This window comes from Streptomyces sp. BK340 (assembly GCF_007827595.1).
Lineage (GTDB): Bacteria > Actinomycetota > Actinomycetes > Streptomycetales > Streptomycetaceae > Streptomyces.
This window is the reverse complement of the sequence record NZ_VISR01000010.1, coordinates 236,749-254,829: the sequence shown is the minus strand read 5'-3', so window position 1 is coordinate 254,829 and position 18,081 is coordinate 236,749. Positions and strand designations below refer to the sequence as shown.

At 72.6% G+C, this 18,081-nt stretch carries 17 protein-coding genes and 1 pseudogene; 8 read left to right on the top strand and 10 right to left on the bottom strand.

Translation table 11 applies throughout. The features are described 5' to 3' along the window. Positions 1-39: 39 nt before the first annotated feature. Together FB157_RS20415 and FB157_RS20410 are read left to right on the top strand one after the other, a co-directional pair. Entirely contained in the window at positions 40-249 is a 210-nt protein-coding gene (locus FB157_RS20415) for a DUF4287 domain-containing protein (RefSeq protein WP_145881715.1), read from the top strand. 118 nt (positions 250-367) lie between these two features. After that, positions 368-2,584, top strand: coding sequence for an FUSC family protein (locus tag FB157_RS20410; RefSeq protein WP_145881713.1), 2,217 nt, complete (start codon positions 368-370; stop codon positions 2,582-2,584). Positions 2,585-2,591: 7 nt separating this feature from the next. On the opposite strand, the gene FB157_RS20405 is transcribed toward FB157_RS20410, so the two are convergent. Further along, positions 2,592-3,410: a SigB/SigF/SigG family RNA polymerase sigma factor gene (locus FB157_RS20405; protein ID WP_145881711.1), complete on the bottom strand. Its 819-nt coding sequence runs from the start codon at positions 3,408-3,410 to the stop codon at positions 2,592-2,594. A 396-nt stretch (positions 3,411-3,806) separates the two neighbouring features. Here FB157_RS20405 and FB157_RS20400 point away from each other — a divergent pair, with 396 nt between their 5' ends. Next, positions 3,807-4,265 (top strand): cyclic nucleotide-binding domain-containing protein, encoded by a 459-nt coding sequence (locus FB157_RS20400; protein ID WP_145881709.1) that lies wholly within the window; start codon positions 3,807-3,809, stop codon positions 4,263-4,265. 115 nt (positions 4,266-4,380) lie between these two features. Here the strand turns inward: FB157_RS20400 and FB157_RS20395 are convergent, their stop codons facing one another. Together FB157_RS20395 and FB157_RS20390 are read right to left on the bottom strand one after the other, a co-directional pair. Beyond that, positions 4,381-5,691, bottom strand: coding sequence for an MFS transporter (locus FB157_RS20395; RefSeq protein WP_145881707.1), 1,311 nt, complete (start codon positions 5,689-5,691; stop codon positions 4,381-4,383). A gap of 111 nt (positions 5,692-5,802) precedes the next feature. After that, entirely contained in the window at positions 5,803-6,417 is a 615-nt protein-coding gene (locus FB157_RS20390) for a LysE/ArgO family amino acid transporter (protein ID WP_145881705.1), read from the bottom strand. Positions 6,418-6,483: 66 nt separating this feature from the next. Between FB157_RS20390 and FB157_RS20385 the strand changes: the two genes are divergently transcribed. Next, positions 6,484-7,368 carry a LysR family transcriptional regulator ArgP gene (locus FB157_RS20385; RefSeq protein WP_186581587.1) on the top strand — a complete coding sequence of 295 codons (885 nt, stop codon included), beginning with the start codon at positions 6,484-6,486 and terminating at the stop codon, positions 7,366-7,368. 9 nt (positions 7,369-7,377) lie between these two features. On the opposite strand, the gene FB157_RS20380 is transcribed toward FB157_RS20385, so the two are convergent. Then, a complete protein-coding gene (locus FB157_RS20380) occupies positions 7,378-8,085 on the bottom strand; it encodes a TetR/AcrR family transcriptional regulator (protein WP_145881703.1) in 708 nt (235 codons plus the stop codon). 124 nt (positions 8,086-8,209) lie between these two features. On the opposite strand from FB157_RS20380, the gene FB157_RS20375 reads away from it, so the two are divergent. Together FB157_RS20375 and FB157_RS20370 are read left to right on the top strand one after the other, a co-directional pair. Beyond that, the gene (locus FB157_RS20375; protein WP_145881701.1) at positions 8,210-9,430 is read left to right on the top strand and encodes a saccharopine dehydrogenase family protein; all 1,221 of its coding nucleotides are present in this window, start codon (positions 8,210-8,212) and stop codon (positions 9,428-9,430) included. A gap of 100 nt (positions 9,431-9,530) precedes the next feature. After that, positions 9,531-9,779 carry a WhiB family transcriptional regulator gene (locus tag FB157_RS20370; RefSeq protein ID WP_097256599.1) on the top strand — a complete coding sequence of 83 codons (249 nt, stop codon included), beginning with the start codon at positions 9,531-9,533 and terminating at the stop codon, positions 9,777-9,779. Between the two features lie 249 nt (positions 9,780-10,028). Here FB157_RS20370 and FB157_RS20360 read toward each other — a convergent pair whose 3' ends face one another. From FB157_RS20360 to FB157_RS20345, 4 genes are read right to left on the bottom strand one after another with little or no spacing between them, the layout of a single operon-like run. After that, positions 10,029-11,864, bottom strand: a complete 1,836-nt coding sequence (locus FB157_RS20360; RefSeq protein WP_145881699.1) for a cell wall metabolism sensor histidine kinase WalK — start codon at positions 11,862-11,864, stop codon at positions 10,029-10,031. Then, positions 11,861-12,565: a response regulator transcription factor gene (locus FB157_RS20355; protein WP_145881697.1), complete on the bottom strand. Its 705-nt coding sequence runs from the start codon at positions 12,563-12,565 to the stop codon at positions 11,861-11,863. The genes FB157_RS20360 and FB157_RS20355 overlap by 4 nt, the downstream gene beginning before the upstream one ends. Before the next feature lie 20 nt (positions 12,566-12,585). Next, entirely contained in the window at positions 12,586-13,338 is a 753-nt protein-coding gene (locus FB157_RS20350; RefSeq protein ID WP_145881695.1) for a L,D-transpeptidase family protein, read from the bottom strand. 56 nt (positions 13,339-13,394) lie between these two features. Beyond that, positions 13,395-14,822 (bottom strand): M1 family metallopeptidase, encoded by a 1,428-nt coding sequence (locus tag FB157_RS20345; protein ID WP_145881693.1) that lies wholly within the window; start codon positions 14,820-14,822, stop codon positions 13,395-13,397. Between the two features lie 164 nt (positions 14,823-14,986). Between FB157_RS20345 and FB157_RS20340 the strand changes: the two genes are divergently transcribed. Then, positions 14,987-15,337 (top strand): DUF488 domain-containing protein, encoded by a 351-nt coding sequence (locus FB157_RS20340; protein WP_145881691.1) that lies wholly within the window; start codon positions 14,987-14,989, stop codon positions 15,335-15,337. 2 nt (positions 15,338-15,339) lie between these two features. On the opposite strand, the gene FB157_RS20335 is transcribed toward FB157_RS20340, so the two are convergent. Further along, entirely contained in the window at positions 15,340-17,013 is a 1,674-nt protein-coding gene (locus FB157_RS20335) for an FAD-binding dehydrogenase (RefSeq protein ID WP_145881690.1), read from the bottom strand. A 65-nt stretch (positions 17,014-17,078) separates the two neighbouring features. Beyond that, complete coding sequence (locus FB157_RS20330; protein ID WP_145881688.1) at positions 17,079-17,705, bottom strand: TetR/AcrR family transcriptional regulator; 627 nt, start codon at positions 17,703-17,705, stop codon at positions 17,079-17,081. A gap of 111 nt (positions 17,706-17,816) precedes the next feature. Between FB157_RS20330 and FB157_RS20325 the strand changes: the two are divergent. Continuing rightward, positions 17,817-18,023, top strand: a pseudogene (locus FB157_RS20325) (alpha-ketoglutarate-dependent dioxygenase AlkB); the annotation flags it as partial. Between the last annotated feature and the right edge of the window lie 58 nt (positions 18,024-18,081).

Sequence of the window (18,081 nt, the reverse complement as noted above, 5' to 3'; positions counted from 1 at the left end):
CGGTGATCAGCACACGTCGCACGGATGGGACACACCGCCATGACCGAGAAGACCGTGAAGGGCCCGGCGAGCTACTTCCCCTCGATCGAGAAGAAGTACGGCCGTCCGGTCGCCGAATGGCAGGAGCTGATCCGTACCTCCCCGCTGACCAAGCACATGGAGCTGGTGGCCTGGCTCAAGTCCGAGCACGGCCTCGGGCACGGGCACGCCAACGCGCTCGTCGCGTACACGCTGGCCGAGGGCGAGTAGCGAGCCGGCCGAGGGCGGGCGGGCCGGGCCGCCGTGCCATGCTGGGACGGAGATCAAGTTCCGGCACGGGAGAGAGCGCGGCGGCGTGAGGGCAGCGGTTCGGTCGGGGTGGGCACGGGTGCGGGTCCGGCTCGCGGCGTCCGATCCCGGGCTGCTGCGGCTCACCGCGGGTCTGCGCACGGTGGCCGCCATCGTCCTCACCCTTGCCGTGCTGGCCCTGCTGCGGGTCCCGGTCCCGCAGCTCGTCGCGGGCGCCATGGCCTCGATGGTCGCGACCTTCGCCCTCCGCGAGAAGCAGCGCTCCCGGCAGGCCGTCACCCTCGCACTGGGCCTGTCGGTGGCGCTCGCCTCGGTGTCGCTGAGCGCGCTGCTGAACCAGTGGGTCGTCGTGGGCGACGTGTTCTTCGTCGTTCTCATCTTCTGTGCCGTCTACGGCCGCCGGTTCGGCGACCGCGGCACGGCGCTGGGCCTGATCGGCTTCCAGATCTACTTCCTCTCCCTGTTCGTGCGCGCGACCACCACCACGCTGCCCGCCCTGTACGGCGTGATCACCGTGGCGTTCGTGTGCAGCGCCGCCGCCCGGTTCGTCCTGCTGCCCGAGACCCCGGCGGGCACCCTCGGCCTGCTGCGGCGGGCCTTCAGGGCCCGGCTCGGGCAGCTGGTCGCGGCCCAGATCGAACTGCTGGACGCCGGCCCCGACGAGGCCGAGAAGGTGCTGGAGCACCTGCGCACCGGCACCGCCCGGCTGCACGAGACGGCGCTGATGATCCAGGGCCGGCTGGAGGAGGGCACCGCCGACGAGGCGACGGCCCGCCTGCTGCAGCGCCGTGTCGCCGACGCCGAGATCGCCGCCGAACGGCTCGGTCTGCTGCTGCTCACGGCGCGCAGCGCCGAACGGACGGACACGCTCACCCTGCACCTGCCCGGCGCGCCCCTCCCGTCCGGCGGCGCACTGCCGGTGCGGGACGAGGCGACGACGGTGCTGCGCCGGGACCTGGAGGCGCTGCGCCTGCTGGTGCTGCGCCCGGTCGGCGAGGCCTCGGGAACCGCGCTGGCGCAGGTGCGCAACCGGCTGCTCGGCTACCGCGAGGAAGAGAACCTGCCCAAGGCTTCCCCGGCCGTACAGGACGTCTTCCGGGGTCTCGGCGAGGCCGCGCGGGCCGTCCTCGGGCTGCGGATCGCCCTGGACGGGCCGCAGGACGAGTCCGACGACACCCCGGCGACGGCCCGGTCCCGCGAGGAGCTGGACGCCGAGGACGCCGCCATCGAGAGCGGCGAGGAGACCGAGCCCGCGAAGCCGGAGCCGACCGGGCTCGGGCGGCCCACCACCCGGGCCGCCGTGCAGGTGGCCGTCGGGTCGGCCCTGGCCATCGTGGGCGGTGAGCTGCTGTCCAGCCAGCGCTGGTACTGGGCGGTGCTGACCTGCTGGATCGTCTTCCTGAACACCGCGTCGACGGGCGAGATCCTGGTGAAGGGCTACCGGCGGCTGGTCGGCACGGTCCTGGGCGTGGTGGCCGGCATCGGACTCGCGGGACTGGTCGGACACCACACCTGGACGGCGTTCGCGCTGGTGCTGGTGTGCGTCTTCGCGATGTTCTTCACCGCGCCCCTGTCCTACACGCTGATGTCGTTCTTCGTGACGGCGATGCTGGGCCTGCTGTACACGCTGCTGAGCACCTACAGCGTGTCGGTGCTGGTGGTGCGGGTGGAGGAGACGGCGCTCGGCGCGGCCTGCGGGATGATCGCGGCGGCGGTGGTGCTGCCGGTCCGTACCGACCGGCGCACCGACGACCTGCTCGTCGGCGTCCTCGACAAGCTGGCGTTCGTCACCCGGGCCGCCATGGACCAGCTGAGCGGCGCGCCGCCGGCCGACCTGGTGGACCAGGCGCGCGATCTGGACCAGGCGCTGGCCGATCTGCGCGCGGCCACCCAGCCGCTGACCCATCCGATCGCCCCGCAGCGCGGCCGCAGGGACACCGCCCGGTACGTGGTGGCCCTGCTGGAGACCTGCGCCTACCACGCGCGTTCGCTCGCGGCCACGGCCGAGCTGCTGCCGACGCACCCGTCGATCGCGGCCGATCCCCGGCTGCGCGGGGCGGGCCGGCGGATCGTGCACAACATCGAGGCGATCGCCGCGCATGTCGCCGACCCTCGCTCGACGGTGGAGATCGAGACCGGCCCCAGCATCGCGTCGATGCTGGAACCGGGCACCCTGCGCACCCCTCGCTACGGCCGGGTGACCGACCGGGTACTGCGGCATCTGCAGCGCCTGGACGAGGCCGTGTCGGGTCTGGCCCGGCCGCTGGGCATCGCGCGGGAGCGGTCCGGGAAGTGACGGCCGGTCACCCGGCGGTCCGGTCGCCCTGCCGCTGCCCCAGCGCCACGGCACGTACCCGGGCGCAGCTGCGGTTGATGAGCCGGGAGACGTGCATCTGGGAGATGCCGAGCCGGTCGGCGATGCAGCTCTGTGTCATGTCCTCGAAGTAGCGCATGTAGAGGATGGCCCGTTCCCGCTCGGGGAGCCGGCGCAGCCCCTCCTTGGCGGCCTCCCGGTCGACGACGACGTCGTACGAGGAGTCCGTGGCACCCAGCGTGTCGGCCAGGCTGTGCCCGTCGTCGCCGGTGGACAGCTCGGCGTCCAGCGAGAGGCTGCTGAAGCTCTCCAGCGCCTCCACGCCCTCGGTGACCTGTTCCTCGGTGAGGCCGGTGTGCGCGGCGATGTCGGCGGCGGTGGGCTCCAGGGCACCGGGGTGCTGGATGAGTTCACGGCGGGCCAGGCGCACCCGGTTGCGCAGTTCCTGCACCCGGCGCGGCACCCGCACGGCCCACATCCGGTCCCGGAAGTGCCGCTTCACCTCACCGGTGATGGTCGGGACGGCGTAGCTCTCGAAGGCCCCCCGGGAGGGGTCGTACCGGTCGATGGCCTTGACCAGGCCGAGCGCGGCCACTTGGCGCAGATCCTCGGTGGACTCCCCGCGGTCGCGGAACCGGCCTGCGATCCGGTGGGCCATGGGCAGCCACTCGGTCGCCAGTTCGTCGCGGACGGCGTTCCGTTCGGGGCCGTCGTCCAGTTCCACGAGCCGCGCGAAGAGGGCTGCGGTGTCGGGGGCGTCGTCGTGGGTCCGCCGCATCGAGGCGACGGAGATCGTGTCGGTCAGCATGCGGAATCGCTCCTGAACAGAGGTCTTCAGGTCCTGGACGGAAGCAAAATTGCGCCTGCCCGCCCGCGCACACGGCAAACTCGGCTTGCAAGTACTCAGGCCACCGGTGTGCCGTCCGGAGTGAAACGAGTCACGCGACCCGCTCCCGATTGGGCGAATTCCGGGAAGATGGTTTATCGTTCATCAATAAGTGGTGACGGAGTCGACCGAAACCGTCCTCCTTCACCGCCGCATACGGCCCTGGCTGGTCTCCCCCGTCCAGCCAGGGCTTTTTCATGCCTCCGCGGCACATCGCCGGCAGAAACCCGCTTCCTTCGAGGTGCCCCGGACGGCGGCAGCGGCTGAAATGGGCTTGGGGAAACCACCCGAACCGCAGCCGGCGAGGAGTCCCGCGCCATGACCAAAGCGATAAAGCTGCTGACCGCCCTCCCGCAGGCCCAGCGCGAGCGGCTGATGGAGCTGGCCAAGGAGGTGTCCTTCCCGGAGGACACCCGCATCTTCGAGGCGGGCGGCACCGCCGACCGCTTCTGGGTGGTCCGCTCCGGCGCGGTCCACCTGGACCAGCAGGTCACCGCCCGGCAGCGGGTCACCGTGGCCACGCTCGGCGCGGGCGACATGCTCGGCTGGTCCTGGCTGTTTCCGCCGTACGAGTGGGACTTCGGCGCCGTGGCCTTCAGCAACGTCCGGGCCTACGAGTTCGACGGACCGTCGGTGCTCGCGCTCTGCGTGGAGGACCCGCTGCTCGGGCTGTCGCTGGTGCGCACGGTCGCCGAGATCCTCGCCAACCGGCTGGAGACGACCCGCGGCAAGCTGATGGATCAGTACACGCTCCGGCGGCGCAGCGGCCCGCTCTGAGTTCCACCGGAGGTACCGCGATGCGCCGTCGGTCCGCTGCGGCTCCGCCGTGGCCGGTCCCGCCCGCACGACGGAGCCGCACATCGACACAGCCCCGCGCCCCTGACGGGGCGCTTCAGATCCGGTAGCGCCGCAGCGCCGGGACCGCGGCGGCGAGACCCAGCATGAGCACCACCACCAGCGCGCCCCCGCCCGCCACGGCAGCCCTGGGGCCGAACGCCGAGCCCGCGGTGCCGTGCAGCACGTCGGCCAGGCGCGGACCGCCCGCGACGACCACGGTGAACACCCCCTGCATCCGGCCGCGCATCTCGTCGGTCGCGGCGGACAGCAGGATCGCCCCGCGGAACACCATGGAGACCATGTCGGCGACCCCGGCCGCGGCGAGGAAGGCCATGGCCACCCACAGGTTGCCGCTCAGTCCGAACCCGGCGACGGCCACGCCCCAGCCGACGACCGCGCCGATGACCATCCAGCCGTGCCGCCGCGCCCGCGAGAAGACGCCGGAGAACAGGCCGCCGAGCACCGCGCCGACCGGGATCCCGGCGAACAGCACACCGAGCGCCAGCCCTTCGCCGTGTGAGCCGTACGTCTGCGCGGCCAGCTGCGGGAACAGGGCGCGGGGCATGCCGAAGACCATGGCCACGATGTCGGCCAGGAACGAGAGCAGCAGCACCTTGTGCCCCGAGATGTAGCGGAACCCGGCCGCGATCTCGCGCACCCCGGCCCGGCGGGCCGGCCCGGCGCCCAGCGGCGGCAGCGCGGGCAGCCGGAACACCGCCCACACGGTGACGCACAGCGCCAGCGCGTCGATCAGGTACAGCTCGGGCAGCCCGATGACCGGTATCAGCGCTCCGGCCAGCAGCGGACCCGCGACGAGGCCGGTCTGCATCACCGTCGAGCCGAGCGCGCCCGCCGCCGCGAGCTGCTCGGCCGGGACGAGGCGGGCTATGGAGGCGGTGCGAGCCGGGGAGTTGAGGCCGAAGAAGGCCTGCTGCACGGCGAGCAGCAGCATGAGGACCACGACGGAGTCCAGGCCGGTGACGGCCTGCGTCCAGAACAGCACCGACGTCACGGCGATGCCGCTGTTGGTCACCAGCAGCAGCTTGCGCCGGTCCACCGTGTCGGCGACCGCCCCGCCCCACAGCGCGAACACCACCATGGGCACCAGACCGGCGAGGCTGGCGTAGCCGACCCAGGCCGAGGAGTGGGTGATGTCGTAGATCTGCTTCGGGACGGCGACCGCGGTCAGCTGGCTGCCGACGGCGGTGACGACGGTCGACGACCACAGCCGACGGTAGGCGGGGATGCGCAGCGGCCGGGTGTCCATCGCCCAGCGACGCCAGCCGCGCCGGGGCGGGGCAGGGGCGGCCGGGCTTTCGCTCTCGGCGTCGGCGTCGGGTTCGGTGCTGCTCTCGCTCGTGTCCACGGGCTTCCTGGTTGCTCGATACATCTTTCGATTTCGAGCCTCACTATGGCAGCAACCTCCTCGCCTGCCGAACGGGTTGTTCCAGGATCCGGCGCTTGAGGATCCGGTACCTCAGGATCCGGCGAGGAGCGTGGCGCCGAGCGCGAGCATGGTGACGGCGACCAGGCCGTCCAGGACCCGCCAGGCGGTGGGCCGGGCGAGGAAGCGGCCGAGCAGCCGCGCGCCGAAGCCCAGCGCGGCGAACCAGCACAGGCTCGCGAGTGCGGCACCGAGCCCGAACGTCCAGCGCAGCGGGCCGCGGTCGGCGGCGAGGGAGCCGAGCAGGAACACGGTGTCGAGGTAGACGTGCGGGTTGAGCCAGGTCATCGCCAGGCAGGTCAGGATGGCGCGCCGCCGTGAGCCGACCGCCTCGCCCTCCGCGCGCAGGCCGGTACCGGGCCTGAGGACGCGGCGGGCGGCGAGGGCGCCGTAGCACAGCAGGAACGCGCCGCCGATGAGCCCGACGGCCCGTACCGCGCCCGGCCAGGCCACCACGACCGCGCCGACCCCGCCGACCCCGAGGGCTATGAGCAGCGCGTCGGACAGGGCGCAGATCCCGACCACGGCGAGGACGGCGTCCCGGCGCACCCCCTGGCGCAGGACGAAGGCGTTCTGTGCGCCGATGGCGACGATCAGGGAGAGGCCGGTGCCGAATCCGGCGGCCGCGGCGGTCAGTGCGTGGTTCATACCGTCGACGTTAAGCAGACGATCACTGCAGGTACAGCTAAAGATTCTTACGTATCCTTAGCGCCCGTGATGGAGGAGCTTCCCCTGGAGCAGGTGCGGACGCTGCTCGCCGTGGTGGACGAGGGCACGTTCGACGCGGCGGCCGCGGCCCTGCACGTGACGCCGTCGGCGGTCAGCCAGCGGGTCAAGGCGCTGGAGCAGCGCACCGGCCGGGTGCTGCTGCAGCGCACCAAGCCGGTGCGCCCGACGGAGTCCGGGGCGGTGCTGGTTCGGTTCGCCCGGCAGCTGGCCCGGCTGGAGCGGGACGCGCGGGGCGAACTGGGCCTGAGCGGTGCCGGCGAGCCGACGCGGGTGTCGGTCGCGGTGAACGCGGACTCGCTGGCGACCTGGTTCCTCGGGGCACTCACCCGGGTGGAGGGTCTCTGCTACGAGCTGCACCGGGAGGACGAGGCGCATACGGCGGCGTTGCTGCGCGAGGGCCTGGTGATGGCGGCCGTGACCTCCTCGCCCGAACCGGTGCCGGGCTGCTCGGTCCGCCCGCTCGGCCGGATGAGGTACCTGGCCGCGGCCGCACCCGGGTTCGCCGAGCGGTATCTGGACGGGCCGCTGCGGGACCTCCTGCCCGAGGCGCCCGTCGTGGTCTTCGACCGCAAGGACGACTTCCAGGACGGCTTCGTACGGCGGCTGGGGGGCACGGGCGCCGGCCGGCTGCGGCACTACGTGCCGTCCTCCGAGGCTTTCGCCGAAGCGGTCACCGCGGGCCTCGGCTGGGGCATGATCCCGGAGCCCGAGGCCCGGCCACTGCTGGCGGAGGGCCGCCTGGTCCTGCTCGCCCCGCGGGAGTGGGTCGACCTCCCGCTGTACTGGCAGCAGTGGAAACTGGACTCCCCCGCGCTGGCGGCACTGGCCGAGGCGGTGACGGCTACGGCGGCCGAGGCACTGCGCCGGTGACGGCGGAGGTCAGGGCACCTGCGGGGCGAGCCGCCCGGCCGCGCTGTCCAGCAGCATCTCCAGGGCCGTCGGGTAGGCGCTGGTGACCATGCGCCGGGCCAGCAGCGGGGCCGCCTCGGCGATGCGGGGGTGGGTGGCGCGGGGCAGCCGGGCGTAGGTCGAGTGCCACTTGTCCTCGTCGGCCCGCTGGGAGGCACTCGGCAGGGCCAGGGACGCGGCGTCGAGGGCGGCGAAGGCCAGCGTCTGGTCGATGAAGGCGTGGTAGACGCGGACCGTCTCCGGCAGGGAGAACCCGGCCGTGCGCAGGACGTCCAGTACCGCCTCGTCGGCGGCCAGTTCCTGGGCGCGCCCGGTGACCCGGCTGGCGGTCAGCAGCGCCGCCTGCGGGTGCGCGACGTACGCGGCGTGGATGCGCAGCCCGATCGTCCGCAGGTCCGCCCGCCACTGTCCCGTCGGCTCCCAGCCCGCCAGGGCCTGACCGATGAGCGCGTCACCGATGGCCAGGGTCAGGTCGTCCATGCCGCGGAAGTACCGGTACAGCGTGCTGGGGTCGCAGTCCAGGGCGAGACCGAGGCGGCGCGCGGTGAGCCCGGTGCTGCCGTGCTCACGCAGCAGACGCAGCGCGGTCTCGACGATGAGCGGCTCGGACAGCACGGTGCCGCTGCGGGTCGGACGGCGCCGGCGGCGCTTCTCCTCGGGCACCACGGGCTTGGGCACGGCGGGTCCTCCCTGCGCTCCTTATGCCAACGCCATTGACCTTACGTCATGCCCCGGCGTTGGATTCCCGGCAAGGCGCGCCTGCCCCGTCCCCGTTACGTTCGTGTCAGGCAAGGAGTTCGTCATGCGTGTACTGCTCGTGGGAGCCGGCGGTGTGGGCACCGCCATCACCCGGATCGCGGCCCGCCGCCCGTTCCTCGACCTGATGGTGGTCGCCGACTACGACCCCGCCCGGGCCGAGGCGGCGGTCGCGGCCCTCGGCGACTCCGGAAGCCGGTTCCGCGCCGAGCGGGTGGACGCCTCCGACGAGGCCGAGGTGGCCCGGCTGCTCGCCGACCACGGCTGCGACGTCCTGCTCAACGCCACCGACCCGCGCTTCGTCATGCCCCTGTTCCGCGCCGCGCGCGCCGCCGGCGCAGGCTATGTCGACATGGCGATGTCCCTGTCCCGGCGCCACCCCGAACGACCGTACGAGGAGTGCGGGGTCAAGCTGGGCGACGAGCAGTTCGCGCTGGCCGAGGAGTGGGAGAAGGCGGGCGCGCTCGCCCTGGTCGGCATGGGCGTGGAGCCCGGACTGTCGGACGTCTTCGCCCGCCACGCGGCCGACGAACTCTTCGACACCATCGAGGAGATCGGCATCCGCGACGGCGCGAACCTCACCGTCGAAGGCTACGACTTCGCACCCTCCTTCAGCATCTGGACCACCATCGAGGAGTGCCTGAATCCGCCGGTCGTGTACGAGGCCGGGCGCGGCTGGTTCACCACGCCCCCGTTCAGCGAGCCTGAGGTGTTCGACTTCCCGGAGGGCATCGGCCCGGTGGAGTGTGTGAACGTCGAGCACGAGGAGGTGCTGCTGGTGCCGCGCTGGGTCGGCGCGGAGCGGGTCACCTTCAAGTACGGCCTGGGCGGCGAGTTCATCGAGACGCTGAAGACCCTGCACCGGCTGGGACTCGACCGCACCGAGGCGGTGACCGTGCCCGGCCCGGACGGACCGGTCGCCGTCTCGCCGCGGGACGTGGTCGCCGCGTGCCTGCCCGATCCGGCGACGCTGGGCGACCGGATGCGCGGCAAGACGTGCGCGGGCACCTGGGTGCGCGGCACGAAGGACGGGGCGCCGCGCGAGGTGTACCTGTACCACGTCGTCGACAACGAGTGGTCCATGACGGAGTACGGCAGTCAGGCGGTGGTGTGGCAGACGGCGGTCAACCCGGTCGTCGCCCTCGAACTGCTCGCCACCGGCGCCTGGTCGGGCACCGGCGTCCTCGGCCCGGAGGCCTTCCCCGCACGTCCCTTCCTCGACCTGCTGACCGAGTACGGCTCCCCGTGGGGTGTCCGGGAACAGTGACGCGGCCGGTATCCGTCGTTTCACCGCGCATCGACAGGTGACCCGAAGGCGAGTACGCATCTTCCAGGGGCAGGTACGACCTCGATCGCAGGTGACGTTGATGGACGACTGGCGAGACCGCGCCGCATGCCGCCGCGAGGAACCCGACCTCTTCTTCCCGATCGGCACCACGGGACCGGCACTGGTGCAGACACAGCGGGCGAAGGCGGTGTGCGGCCGCTGCGGCGTCCGCGAGGAGTGCCTGCGCTGGGCACTGGACACCGGACAGGCCGCGGGCGTCTGGGGAGGCATGACGGAGACGGAACGCCGCGCCCGGGCCCGGCGCATGGGGGCACGGCGTCCGCGCTAGGTCCTGTCGTCAAATTCCCGTCGTCGCCCGAAGGGCGGCCTCGCGGCGTCTGGTGCGTGCTCTCGGCGTGCCGGGCGGAAGTCCTCGTACTGGACGTACTTGGGCTTTCGCCCGGTGCGGCGAGAGTGCGTGCCAGGCGTCGCGGGGCAGACGGGAATTTGACGACAGGGCCTAGGGCCGGCATCCGGCAGGTTCCGCGGAAGGAGGGACCCGCGGCCGACCGCAGCGGTGCGGCGCCCCGTGCCCGGATCACGGGGCGTCCGCCGGCGCCGGAGCGGCCGGCAGCCGCAGGGTGAACACCGCGCCCGCATCAGGCTCGCTCGCCGCCTCCGCCGTACCGCCATGGGCCGCGACCAGGTGGCGGACGATGGGCAGGCCGAGGCCGCTGCCGCCGGTGCGGCGGCTGCGGGACTTCTCGGCGCGCCAGAACCGGTCGAAGACGTGCGGCAGGTCCTCCGCGGCGATGCCCGAGCCGGTGTCGGTGACGGTCAGCAGGACCGACTCGCCGTCGCGGCGGGCGGCCAGGCCGACCGTGCCGTCGGCGGGGGTGTGCCGCAGCGCGTTGGAGACCAGGTTCCCGAGCGCCTGCCGCATGCGCACGGGGTCCGCGTCCAGCCAGGCGGTGTCGTCGGCCTCGGTGCGCAGGGCGACCCCGACGGCGTCGGCGGCGACCCGGTGGGCGGCGGCGACCTGGTCGAGCAGGTCGCCGGCGTGCAGCGGCTCGCGGTGCAGGCGCAGCGTGCCGGCGTCGGCGGCCGCGAGGTCCTGCAGGTCGTCGATGATCCGCTGGAGCACCAGCGACTCCTCGTGCAGGGAGGCCAGCAGGGCCGGGTCCGGGTCGACGACTCCGTCGCGGACGACCTCCAGCCAGCCGCGGATGTTGGTGAGCGGGCTGCGCAGTTCGTGGGCGATGTCGCTGACCATGGCCTTGCGCTGGGCCTCCAGGCGTTCGCGTCGCTCGGTCAGGTCGTTGAACGCCTCGGCGAGGATGCCGGTCTCGTCCCGGGTGGTCACCGGCACCCGCACATGCCGTTCGGGCGGCTGCTGCGCGGCCGCGGTCAGCGCGCGCAGGGGTCGTACCAGCCGTACGGCGACGACGGCGGTCACGGCGACGGTGACGGCGAGGACCAGTCCGGCCGCGCCGACCACCTTGGCCTTGTTGCCCGTGGACATGTCGAAGCGGGAGGGGTTCTGGTCCCCGATGCCCAGGAACAGGTCGGCGACCGGGGCGACATACGGCTCCAGCTGGATGCGGCGGGCGCTCAGCACACAGTTCTTCGACGCCTGGACGGCGGCCCTGCTGTCGGCCACCCGGGGGGTCTTGGCCACCAGGAAGCCGCCGCCGAAGGGATCCCTCGCGCTGGGGTCGAAGGTGAGGAACAGCCGGCCGCCGATGTCCAGCCCCGCCCGTTTCAGGCACGGCCGGGCCAGCCTCGTGAGCTCGGTCAGGGCCTGCTCCTCCGTCGGCGTGGGGGTGTTCAGCTGCCCGTCCGCGCACTGCTGCGAGGCGTAGGAGATGTCGGTGTCCTCCGGGGTGCTGACCACGGGTCGGCCGCTCGGGGTCCGCACGACCGTGCCGTCGACGCCGTAGTGCTCGTAGCACTCCCTGCGCTTGGCGGCCAGCGCGTCCAGCCGGTCCCGCTCCCCGGCCGTGACCCGGTACGGCCCCACCACCCGGGGATCGATGCCGCTGAGCAGACTCCCGGAGTCGGTGTAGGTGTCGGTGCGCAGGGGGTCGACGGTGGCGGCGGGCCGGGGCGGCAGCGGGGTGCCGCGGGGCGCGGAGTCGGCGATCAGGGTGCCGTCGGCGTTCGTCAGGGCGATGCGCCGACCGGTGCCGCGGGCCAGGTCACGGACCGTGCGCCGGACACCCGTCCAGTCCGGGTGGGCGGCGGCGTACCCGCTGAGCTGGGCGAGGATGCTGTTGTCGGCGGCGAGGTCCTGGCCCTGTTCCTCCTTGAGGGCGCTGGTGGTGGTCGTCACCGCGAGCCAGGCGGTGGCCGCCACCGAGCAGACGGCGATGAGGGCCGAGACGAACAGCAGCCGGACGAGCAGCCGTTTGCGCAGCGGTACGCGGCGCTTCACGGCCGGCCGCCGGTCAGCTTGTAGCCGACGCCGAACACCGTCACCAGACGCATCGGCCTCCGCGGGTCGGCCTCGATCTTCCGGCGCAGGTTCATGATGTGCACGTCGACGGCGCGCTCGGTGGAGGCCCGGTCGAAGCCACGCGTGCACTGCAGCAACTGCCGCCGGGAGAACACCCGGTCGGGCTCCCCCGCCATGGCCAGCAGGATCTGGAACTCGGCCGGCGTGCACTCCACCGGCTTTCCGTCACAGCGCACCTCGTGGCGTACGGGGTCCACGCCGATCCCCCCGGCCCGTACGACCGGATCGTCGTCCCGGACGCTGCCGCCGCGCCCGCTGCGCCGCAGGACGGTGCGGATCCGGGCCATCAGCTCGCGCGGGCTGTACGGCTTGGTCATGTAGTCGTCGGCGCCCAGCTCCAGCCCGAGCAGCACGTCGTCCTCGGCGGCGCGGGCGGTGAGCATCACCACGGGGATGTCCGGGTCCTCTCCGCCGCGCAGCACCCGGCACACCCCGAAGCCGTCGATCACCGGGAGCATCAGGTCGAGCACGACCAGGTCGGGTCTCAGGCGCCGGGCCGCGTCGAGAGCGGCGGCGCCGTCGTGCACCACCGTGGCGGTGTGCCCCTCGGCCAGCAGGGAGCGGCGGATCAGTTCGGCCTGCTTCTCGTCGTCCTCGGCGACCAGCACATGTGCGCACACGAGTTCGGATCCTAGGCCGCTCAGAGGGCGAGCCAGTCGGCGTACCCCATGACGACCACCGGATGCAGCTTCGGATCGAGGGTGCGCAGGAGGTCCTTCATGTGGGACTTGGCGACGCTGACGCAGCCGTGGGTGGGGCCACCGTGGTCGACGTGGAACCAGACTCCGCCGCCGCGGCCCGGGCCCAGGGGGCGGGTCCAGTCGAGGGGCGAGGTGCCCGGCCTGCGGTTGTAGTCGATGGCGACGACGTAGTCGAAGGTCCCGGCCAGCGGCTCGCCCTCGAAGCCGGTGCCGGGCGAGACGAAGCCGCTGGAGTGGTGGTACGGAAGTCTGCTGCCCGGGTCCGCCAGCAGGCCGCCGGCGTCGCTGAGGGTGTAGACGCCGACCGGGGAGCGCAGGTCTCCGGCCGTGTGGTGGGTGCTCCAGCCGCGCAATGCGTTGTGGGCGGGCCACACGGTACCCGGCTGCCAGCCGGTGGCGGAGCGCTCGTGCAGCACGACCGTGGACAGCGGGGAGTTCCTGCCGCGCCCGGTGACGACGACGGCCTGCCGGGAGCGGTCCGGTATCGCGGCGTGGATCTTGGGGCCGAGGCCGGCCATCCGCCGGGGTGCCGGCTCCACCAGGGGCTCGGACGTGGGGGGCGGTGTGGGGGTGGCCGTCGGCGCCGGGCGGGCCGCGGGAGTGCGGCGCCCGGTCGCCTCGGCTCCGCCGCCGCAGCCGGTGAGCAGCAGCGGGGAGACGAGGAGAGCGACGGCGGCTCTGCGATCGAACATGGGTCGACCCTGGCCGACACATGTTTGGAACCCGTCAGGTTCCGGCAGCGGAGCCGCTAGGCCTTGCTCGGCTTGCCCTTCGTGTAGAGCCAGGTGTGGAAGAGACCGTCCAGGTCCTTGCCGGACACCCGCTCGGAGAGCTTCACGAACTGGGCCGTCGTACCGTGCCCGGCCCGGTGCTCGGTCGCCCATGTGCGCAGGATGCGGAAGAAGTCCTGGTCGCCGACCGTCTTGCGCAGCTCGTGCAGGACCATCGCGCCACGGGCGTAGACGGGCGTGTCGAAGAGGTTCTTGCCGCTGCCCGGGTCACCGGGCGGGAAGGCCCACAGGCCGTCGTTCGCCGGGCGGGCGTAGAGCGCGTCGAAGGTCTTCTGGGCGCTGTCGCCGCCGTGCTGCTCGCTGTAGAGCCACTCGGCGTAGGTCGCGAAGCCCTCGTTGAGCCAGATGTCCTTCCAGGCGGTCAGCGAGACGGAGTCGCCGAACCACTGGTGGGCGCTTTCGTGGACGAGCGTGCTCAGGTCGGGAGCCGAGTCGTAGAGGGGCCGGCTCTGGGTCTCGAGGGCGTAGCCGACGTCCGGTGCGTGGTCGACGATGGAGCCGGCCGCGCGGAACGGGTACGGCCCGAACAGCTTGCTCTCCCACTCCAGTACGGAGGGCAGCTTCTTCAGCACCGGCGCGGCCGCGCGCGCCTCACGGGCGTCGACGGCGTTGTAGATCTGGATGCCGTCGTGGGTGGTGTACTGCTCGACCTTGAACTTGCCGACGGTGGCGGTGGCCAGGTAGGAGGCCATGGGCTCGGCCTGGTGCCAGCGGAAGGTGGTGCGGCCGTTCTCGGTGTGCTGCCCGCGCAGGACACCGTTGGCGACGGCGGTGCGCCCCTTCGGGACCGTGATCGTGAAGTCGTACGACGACTTGTCCTTGGGGTGGTTGTTCCCCGGGAACCACGTCATGGCGCCCTGCGGCTCGCCCGCGACGAACGCCCCGTCGTCGGTGCGGATCCAGCCGTCGGCGGAGCCGTCCGGGTCGGTGACCGACTTGGGGGTGCCGTGGTAGGTGACGGTGACCCGGAACTCCTGGTCCTTGCGCAGCGTGTGGCGCGGGGTGACGACGAGTTCCTGACCGTCGCGGCGGAAGCCGGCGGCGGTGCGGTCGACGGTGACGCCGGTGACCTTCAGGCCCTTGAGGTCCAGGTCGAACCGGGTCAGCTTCTGGGTGGCGCGGACGGTGAGGACCGCCTTGCCGTCCAGGCGCCGGGAGGTGGTGTCGTAGCGGAGCGTCAGGTCGTAGTGCTTGACGTGGTAGCCGCCGTTGCCGCTGAGCGGGAAGTACGGGTCACCGGCGCCCGAGGTGCCGACGGTGCCGGCCGACGCCGTTCCGGCGGCGCCGAGCAGTGCCGCCACGGCGACGGGGACGGTGGCGAGGACCGCCTCACGGCGGAGGACCGCGGTGCGTCGTGGTGAGGTCTGTCTGTGCGCTGCCGTCATGGGCGCTCCTTCGGGGGTGGCGATGATCATTCGTCCACAGACTAGGGCCGCGACTGTCTCCGTTTCCCCCTCATTCAGGTCAAGTCACGCCGCGTTGCCGCCCGGTGTCGCGGGGCGGCCGAAGTACGCTCGCAGAGCCGTCCGCGACCGAGGGGAGCCAGACCGTGAGCGTGCGCGTGCGCCGGATCTACGAGCCGCCGGAGTCCGACGACGGCCTGCGGGTGCTGGTGGACCGGCTGTGGCCGCGTGGCGTCGCCAAGGAGGCGGCGCAGGTCGACGAGTGGCCCAAGGGACTCACGCCGTCGGCGGAGCTGCGCCGCTGGTACCACGCGGGCGAGGGCTCGTACGAGGAGTTCCGCGGCCGCTACGAGGCGGAGCTGACCGCTCCTGAGGCCGCCGAACTCCTCGACGGCCTCAGGAAGTCGGCCCGCAAGGGGCCGGTCACGCTGCTCACGGCGTCCAAGACTCCGGAACGGAGCCATGCCACGGTGCTGGCGGACCTGCTGAAGGGCTGACGTCAGCCCGTCTGCTGCGCCGCCGCCCGGCCCGCCGCGCGGCCCGAGAACAGGCAGCCGCCGAGGAAGGTGCCCTCCAGGGCGTTGTAGCCGTGGACGCCTCCGCCGCCGAAGCCTGCCACCTCGCCCGCCGCGTACAGGCCGCCGACGGGCGTGCCGTCGGGGCCGAGGGCGCGGGAGTCGAGGTCGGTCTGGATGCCGCCGAGGGTCTTTCGGGTCAGGACGTGCATCCGGACGCCGATCAGCGGGCCCGCCGCCGGGTCGAGGATGCGGTGCGGGGCGGCGACCCGGCCGAGGCGGTCGCCGATGTAGCGGCGGGCGTTGTGGATGCCCTGGACCTGGGAGTCCTTGCTGTACCGATTGGCGATCTGCAGGTCGCGGGCCTCGATCTGGCGGCGCACCTCGGCCGCGTCGAGCAGGGGCTTGTCCGTGAGGCCGTTCATCTTCTCGACCAGCCGCTCCAGGCTGTCCGCGGTGACGAAGTCCGCTCCCTTGTCGAGGAAGGCCTGGACGGGTGCGGGGGCTCCCTTGCCGAGCAGCCGGTCGCGCAGCACGGCTGCCCGGTCCTTGGCGGTGATGTCGGGGTTCTGTTCCGAGCCGGAGAGCGCGAACTCCTTCTCGATGATCTTCCGGGTGAGGACGAACCAGGAGTGGTCGTACCCGGCGATGTCCTCGGTGGTGCGCAGGTACTTCAGGGTGCCGAGGGTGTCGTAGCCGGGCAGGCAGGGGTCGGGCAGGCGGCGGCCGAGGGCGTCGAGCCAGACGGAGGACGGTCCGGGCAGGATGCGGATCCCGTGGCCCGGCCAGATCGGGTTCCAGTTCTGCAGGCCCTCGGTGTAGTGCCACATGCGGTCCCGGTTGACCAGGCGCACACCCGCCTCGGCGCTGATGTCGAGCATGCGGCCGTCGACGTAGGCGGGGACGCCGGTGACCATCTCGGCGGGGGGCGTGCCGAGCCGCTCGGGCCAGTAGCGGCGGACGATGTCGTGGTCGGCGCCGATGCCGCCGGTGGTGACGATCACGGCCCGGGCGGTGAGTTCGAAGTCGCCGACGCGGTCGCGGTTGGAGGCCACGCCGCGCGGCGCGTCGTCGTCGGCCAGGACCGTGCCGCGCACGCCGCGGGCCGCTCCGTCCTCGAGGACGAGTTCGTCGACCTGGTGGCGGTGGTAGAAGGTGAGCAGCCCGTCCCGGGCGGCCTGCCGGGCGTACCGGGCGAAGGGTTCGACCACGCCGGTGCCGGTGCCCCAGGCGATGTGGAAGCGGGGTACGGAGTTTCCGTGCCCGTCGGCGCGCAGGTCGCCGCGCTCGGCCCAGCCGACGGTCGGCAGCAGCGTGATGCCGTGTCCCTCCAGCCAGGACCGCTTCTCGCCGGCGGCGAACTCGACGTAGGCGCGGGCCCAGCGCACCGCCCAGGAGTCCTCGTCCTCCAGGCGGTCGAACCGGGCGCTGCCCCGCCAGTCGTTCCAGGCGAGGTCGAAGGAGTCCTTGATGCCGAGGCGCCGCTGCTCGGGCGAGTCGACGAGGAAGAGCCCGCCGAAGGACCAGAACGCCTGGCCGCCGAGGTTGGCGGCGTTCTCCTGGTCGACCAGGGCGACGCGCCGGCCCCGGCTGGTGAGTTCGTGCGCCGCGACCAGGCCGGCGAGGCCCGCTCCGACGACGATGACGTCCGCGTCCATGGCGTCCGTTCCTTCCTTCCGCTTGCGTCTGCTTGTGTCTGCTCGTGTCTGCTTCCGTCTGCGGCTCAGGCCGGGGTGCCGCTGCCGTCGGTCAGCAGGGCGGTGAGCAGTTGCCCCAGCCAGGTGCGGGCCGCGTCGACGTCCTTGTCCAGCAGCAGCTGGGTGGTGACGCCGTCGTAGGCCGCGACCACCGCGCGGGCGGCGCCGTCGGCGTCGCCGAGCACGGCGGGCAGTTCGGTGTGGCCGCGGGCCCGGAACAGCCGGTCGGCGATGGCCTCCCGGAGCCGGGTGCGGTGGTCGAGGAGGGCGTGCGCGACGGCCGGGTCGCGGGCCGCGTGCACCAGGAAGTCGGTCTTCACCAGCAGCCAGTCCACGTCGAGGAGCAGGACCTCGGTGACCCGGTCCACGGAGGCGGGCACGTCGAGGTCGGGCCCGTCCAGGGCGAGGGCGTCGGCCACCTGGGCGGCGATGAGGTCGGCGCGCTCCTGGTAGAGGGCGAAGAACAGCTCGTCCAGGGTGGCGAAGTTGGAGTAGAAGGCGCCCCGGCTGTAGCCGGCGGCCTCGCAGACCTCCTCGATGGAGACGCGGCCGAAGCCCTTGGCGGCGAACACCGCGAAGGCAGCGTCGAGCAGGTTGGCCCGCGTCCGCGCCCGCCGCTTGGTGACCCTCCGGGCCGTGTCCTGCGCCGTCATCGCCGAGACCTCCGTCGCCCTGTTCGATACAGGAATGTATCCGATACACAGGTGTATCGAAAGACGCTTCGCGATGGGAACATACTTTCGATTCACGACTGCGCTGGATCCGTGTCCACGCAACTGCAGGGCTCCCTGTTCGACCAGACCGACGAGCTGCGGCTCGGCACCCTCGACGGACTGCACCGGACCGAGCTGGACCGGGGCGCCTGGATCGACGTGCTGCCGGGCTGGCTGTGCGGCGCCGACGCCCTGTTCGAACAGCTGGCGGCCGAGGTCCCGTGGCGGGCGGAACGCCGCAAGATGTACGACAACGTGGCGTAGTTTGGCGCGGCCGCAGGTCACGACCATGCTGAGGGCCCCTTGGTCTGCAACC

Coding starts and splice junctions, on each gene's coding strand:
- FB157_RS20415 (WP_145881715.1), top strand. CDS start 40: ATGACCGAGAAGACCGTGAAGGGCCCGGCGAGCTACTTCCCCTCGATC.
- FB157_RS20405 (WP_145881711.1), bottom strand. CDS start 3,410: ATGCTGACCGACACGATCTCCGTCGCCTCGATGCGGCGGACCCACGAC.
- FB157_RS20400 (WP_145881709.1), top strand. CDS start 3,807: ATGACCAAAGCGATAAAGCTGCTGACCGCCCTCCCGCAGGCCCAGCGC.
- FB157_RS20390 (WP_145881705.1), bottom strand. CDS start 6,417: ATGAACCACGCACTGACCGCCGCGGCCGCCGGATTCGGCACCGGCCTC.
- FB157_RS20375 (WP_145881701.1), top strand. CDS start 8,210: ATGCGTGTACTGCTCGTGGGAGCCGGCGGTGTGGGCACCGCCATCACC.
- FB157_RS20370 (WP_097256599.1), top strand. CDS start 9,531: ATGGACGACTGGCGAGACCGCGCCGCATGCCGCCGCGAGGAACCCGAC.
- FB157_RS20350 (WP_145881695.1), bottom strand. CDS start 13,338: ATGTTCGATCGCAGAGCCGCCGTCGCTCTCCTCGTCTCCCCGCTGCTG.
- FB157_RS20345 (WP_145881693.1), bottom strand. CDS start 14,822: ATGACGGCAGCGCACAGACAGACCTCACCACGACGCACCGCGGTCCTC.
- FB157_RS20335 (WP_145881690.1), bottom strand. CDS start 17,013: ATGGACGCGGACGTCATCGTCGTCGGAGCGGGCCTCGCCGGCCTGGTC.
- FB157_RS20330 (WP_145881688.1), bottom strand. CDS start 17,705: ATGACGGCGCAGGACACGGCCCGGAGGGTCACCAAGCGGCGGGCGCGG.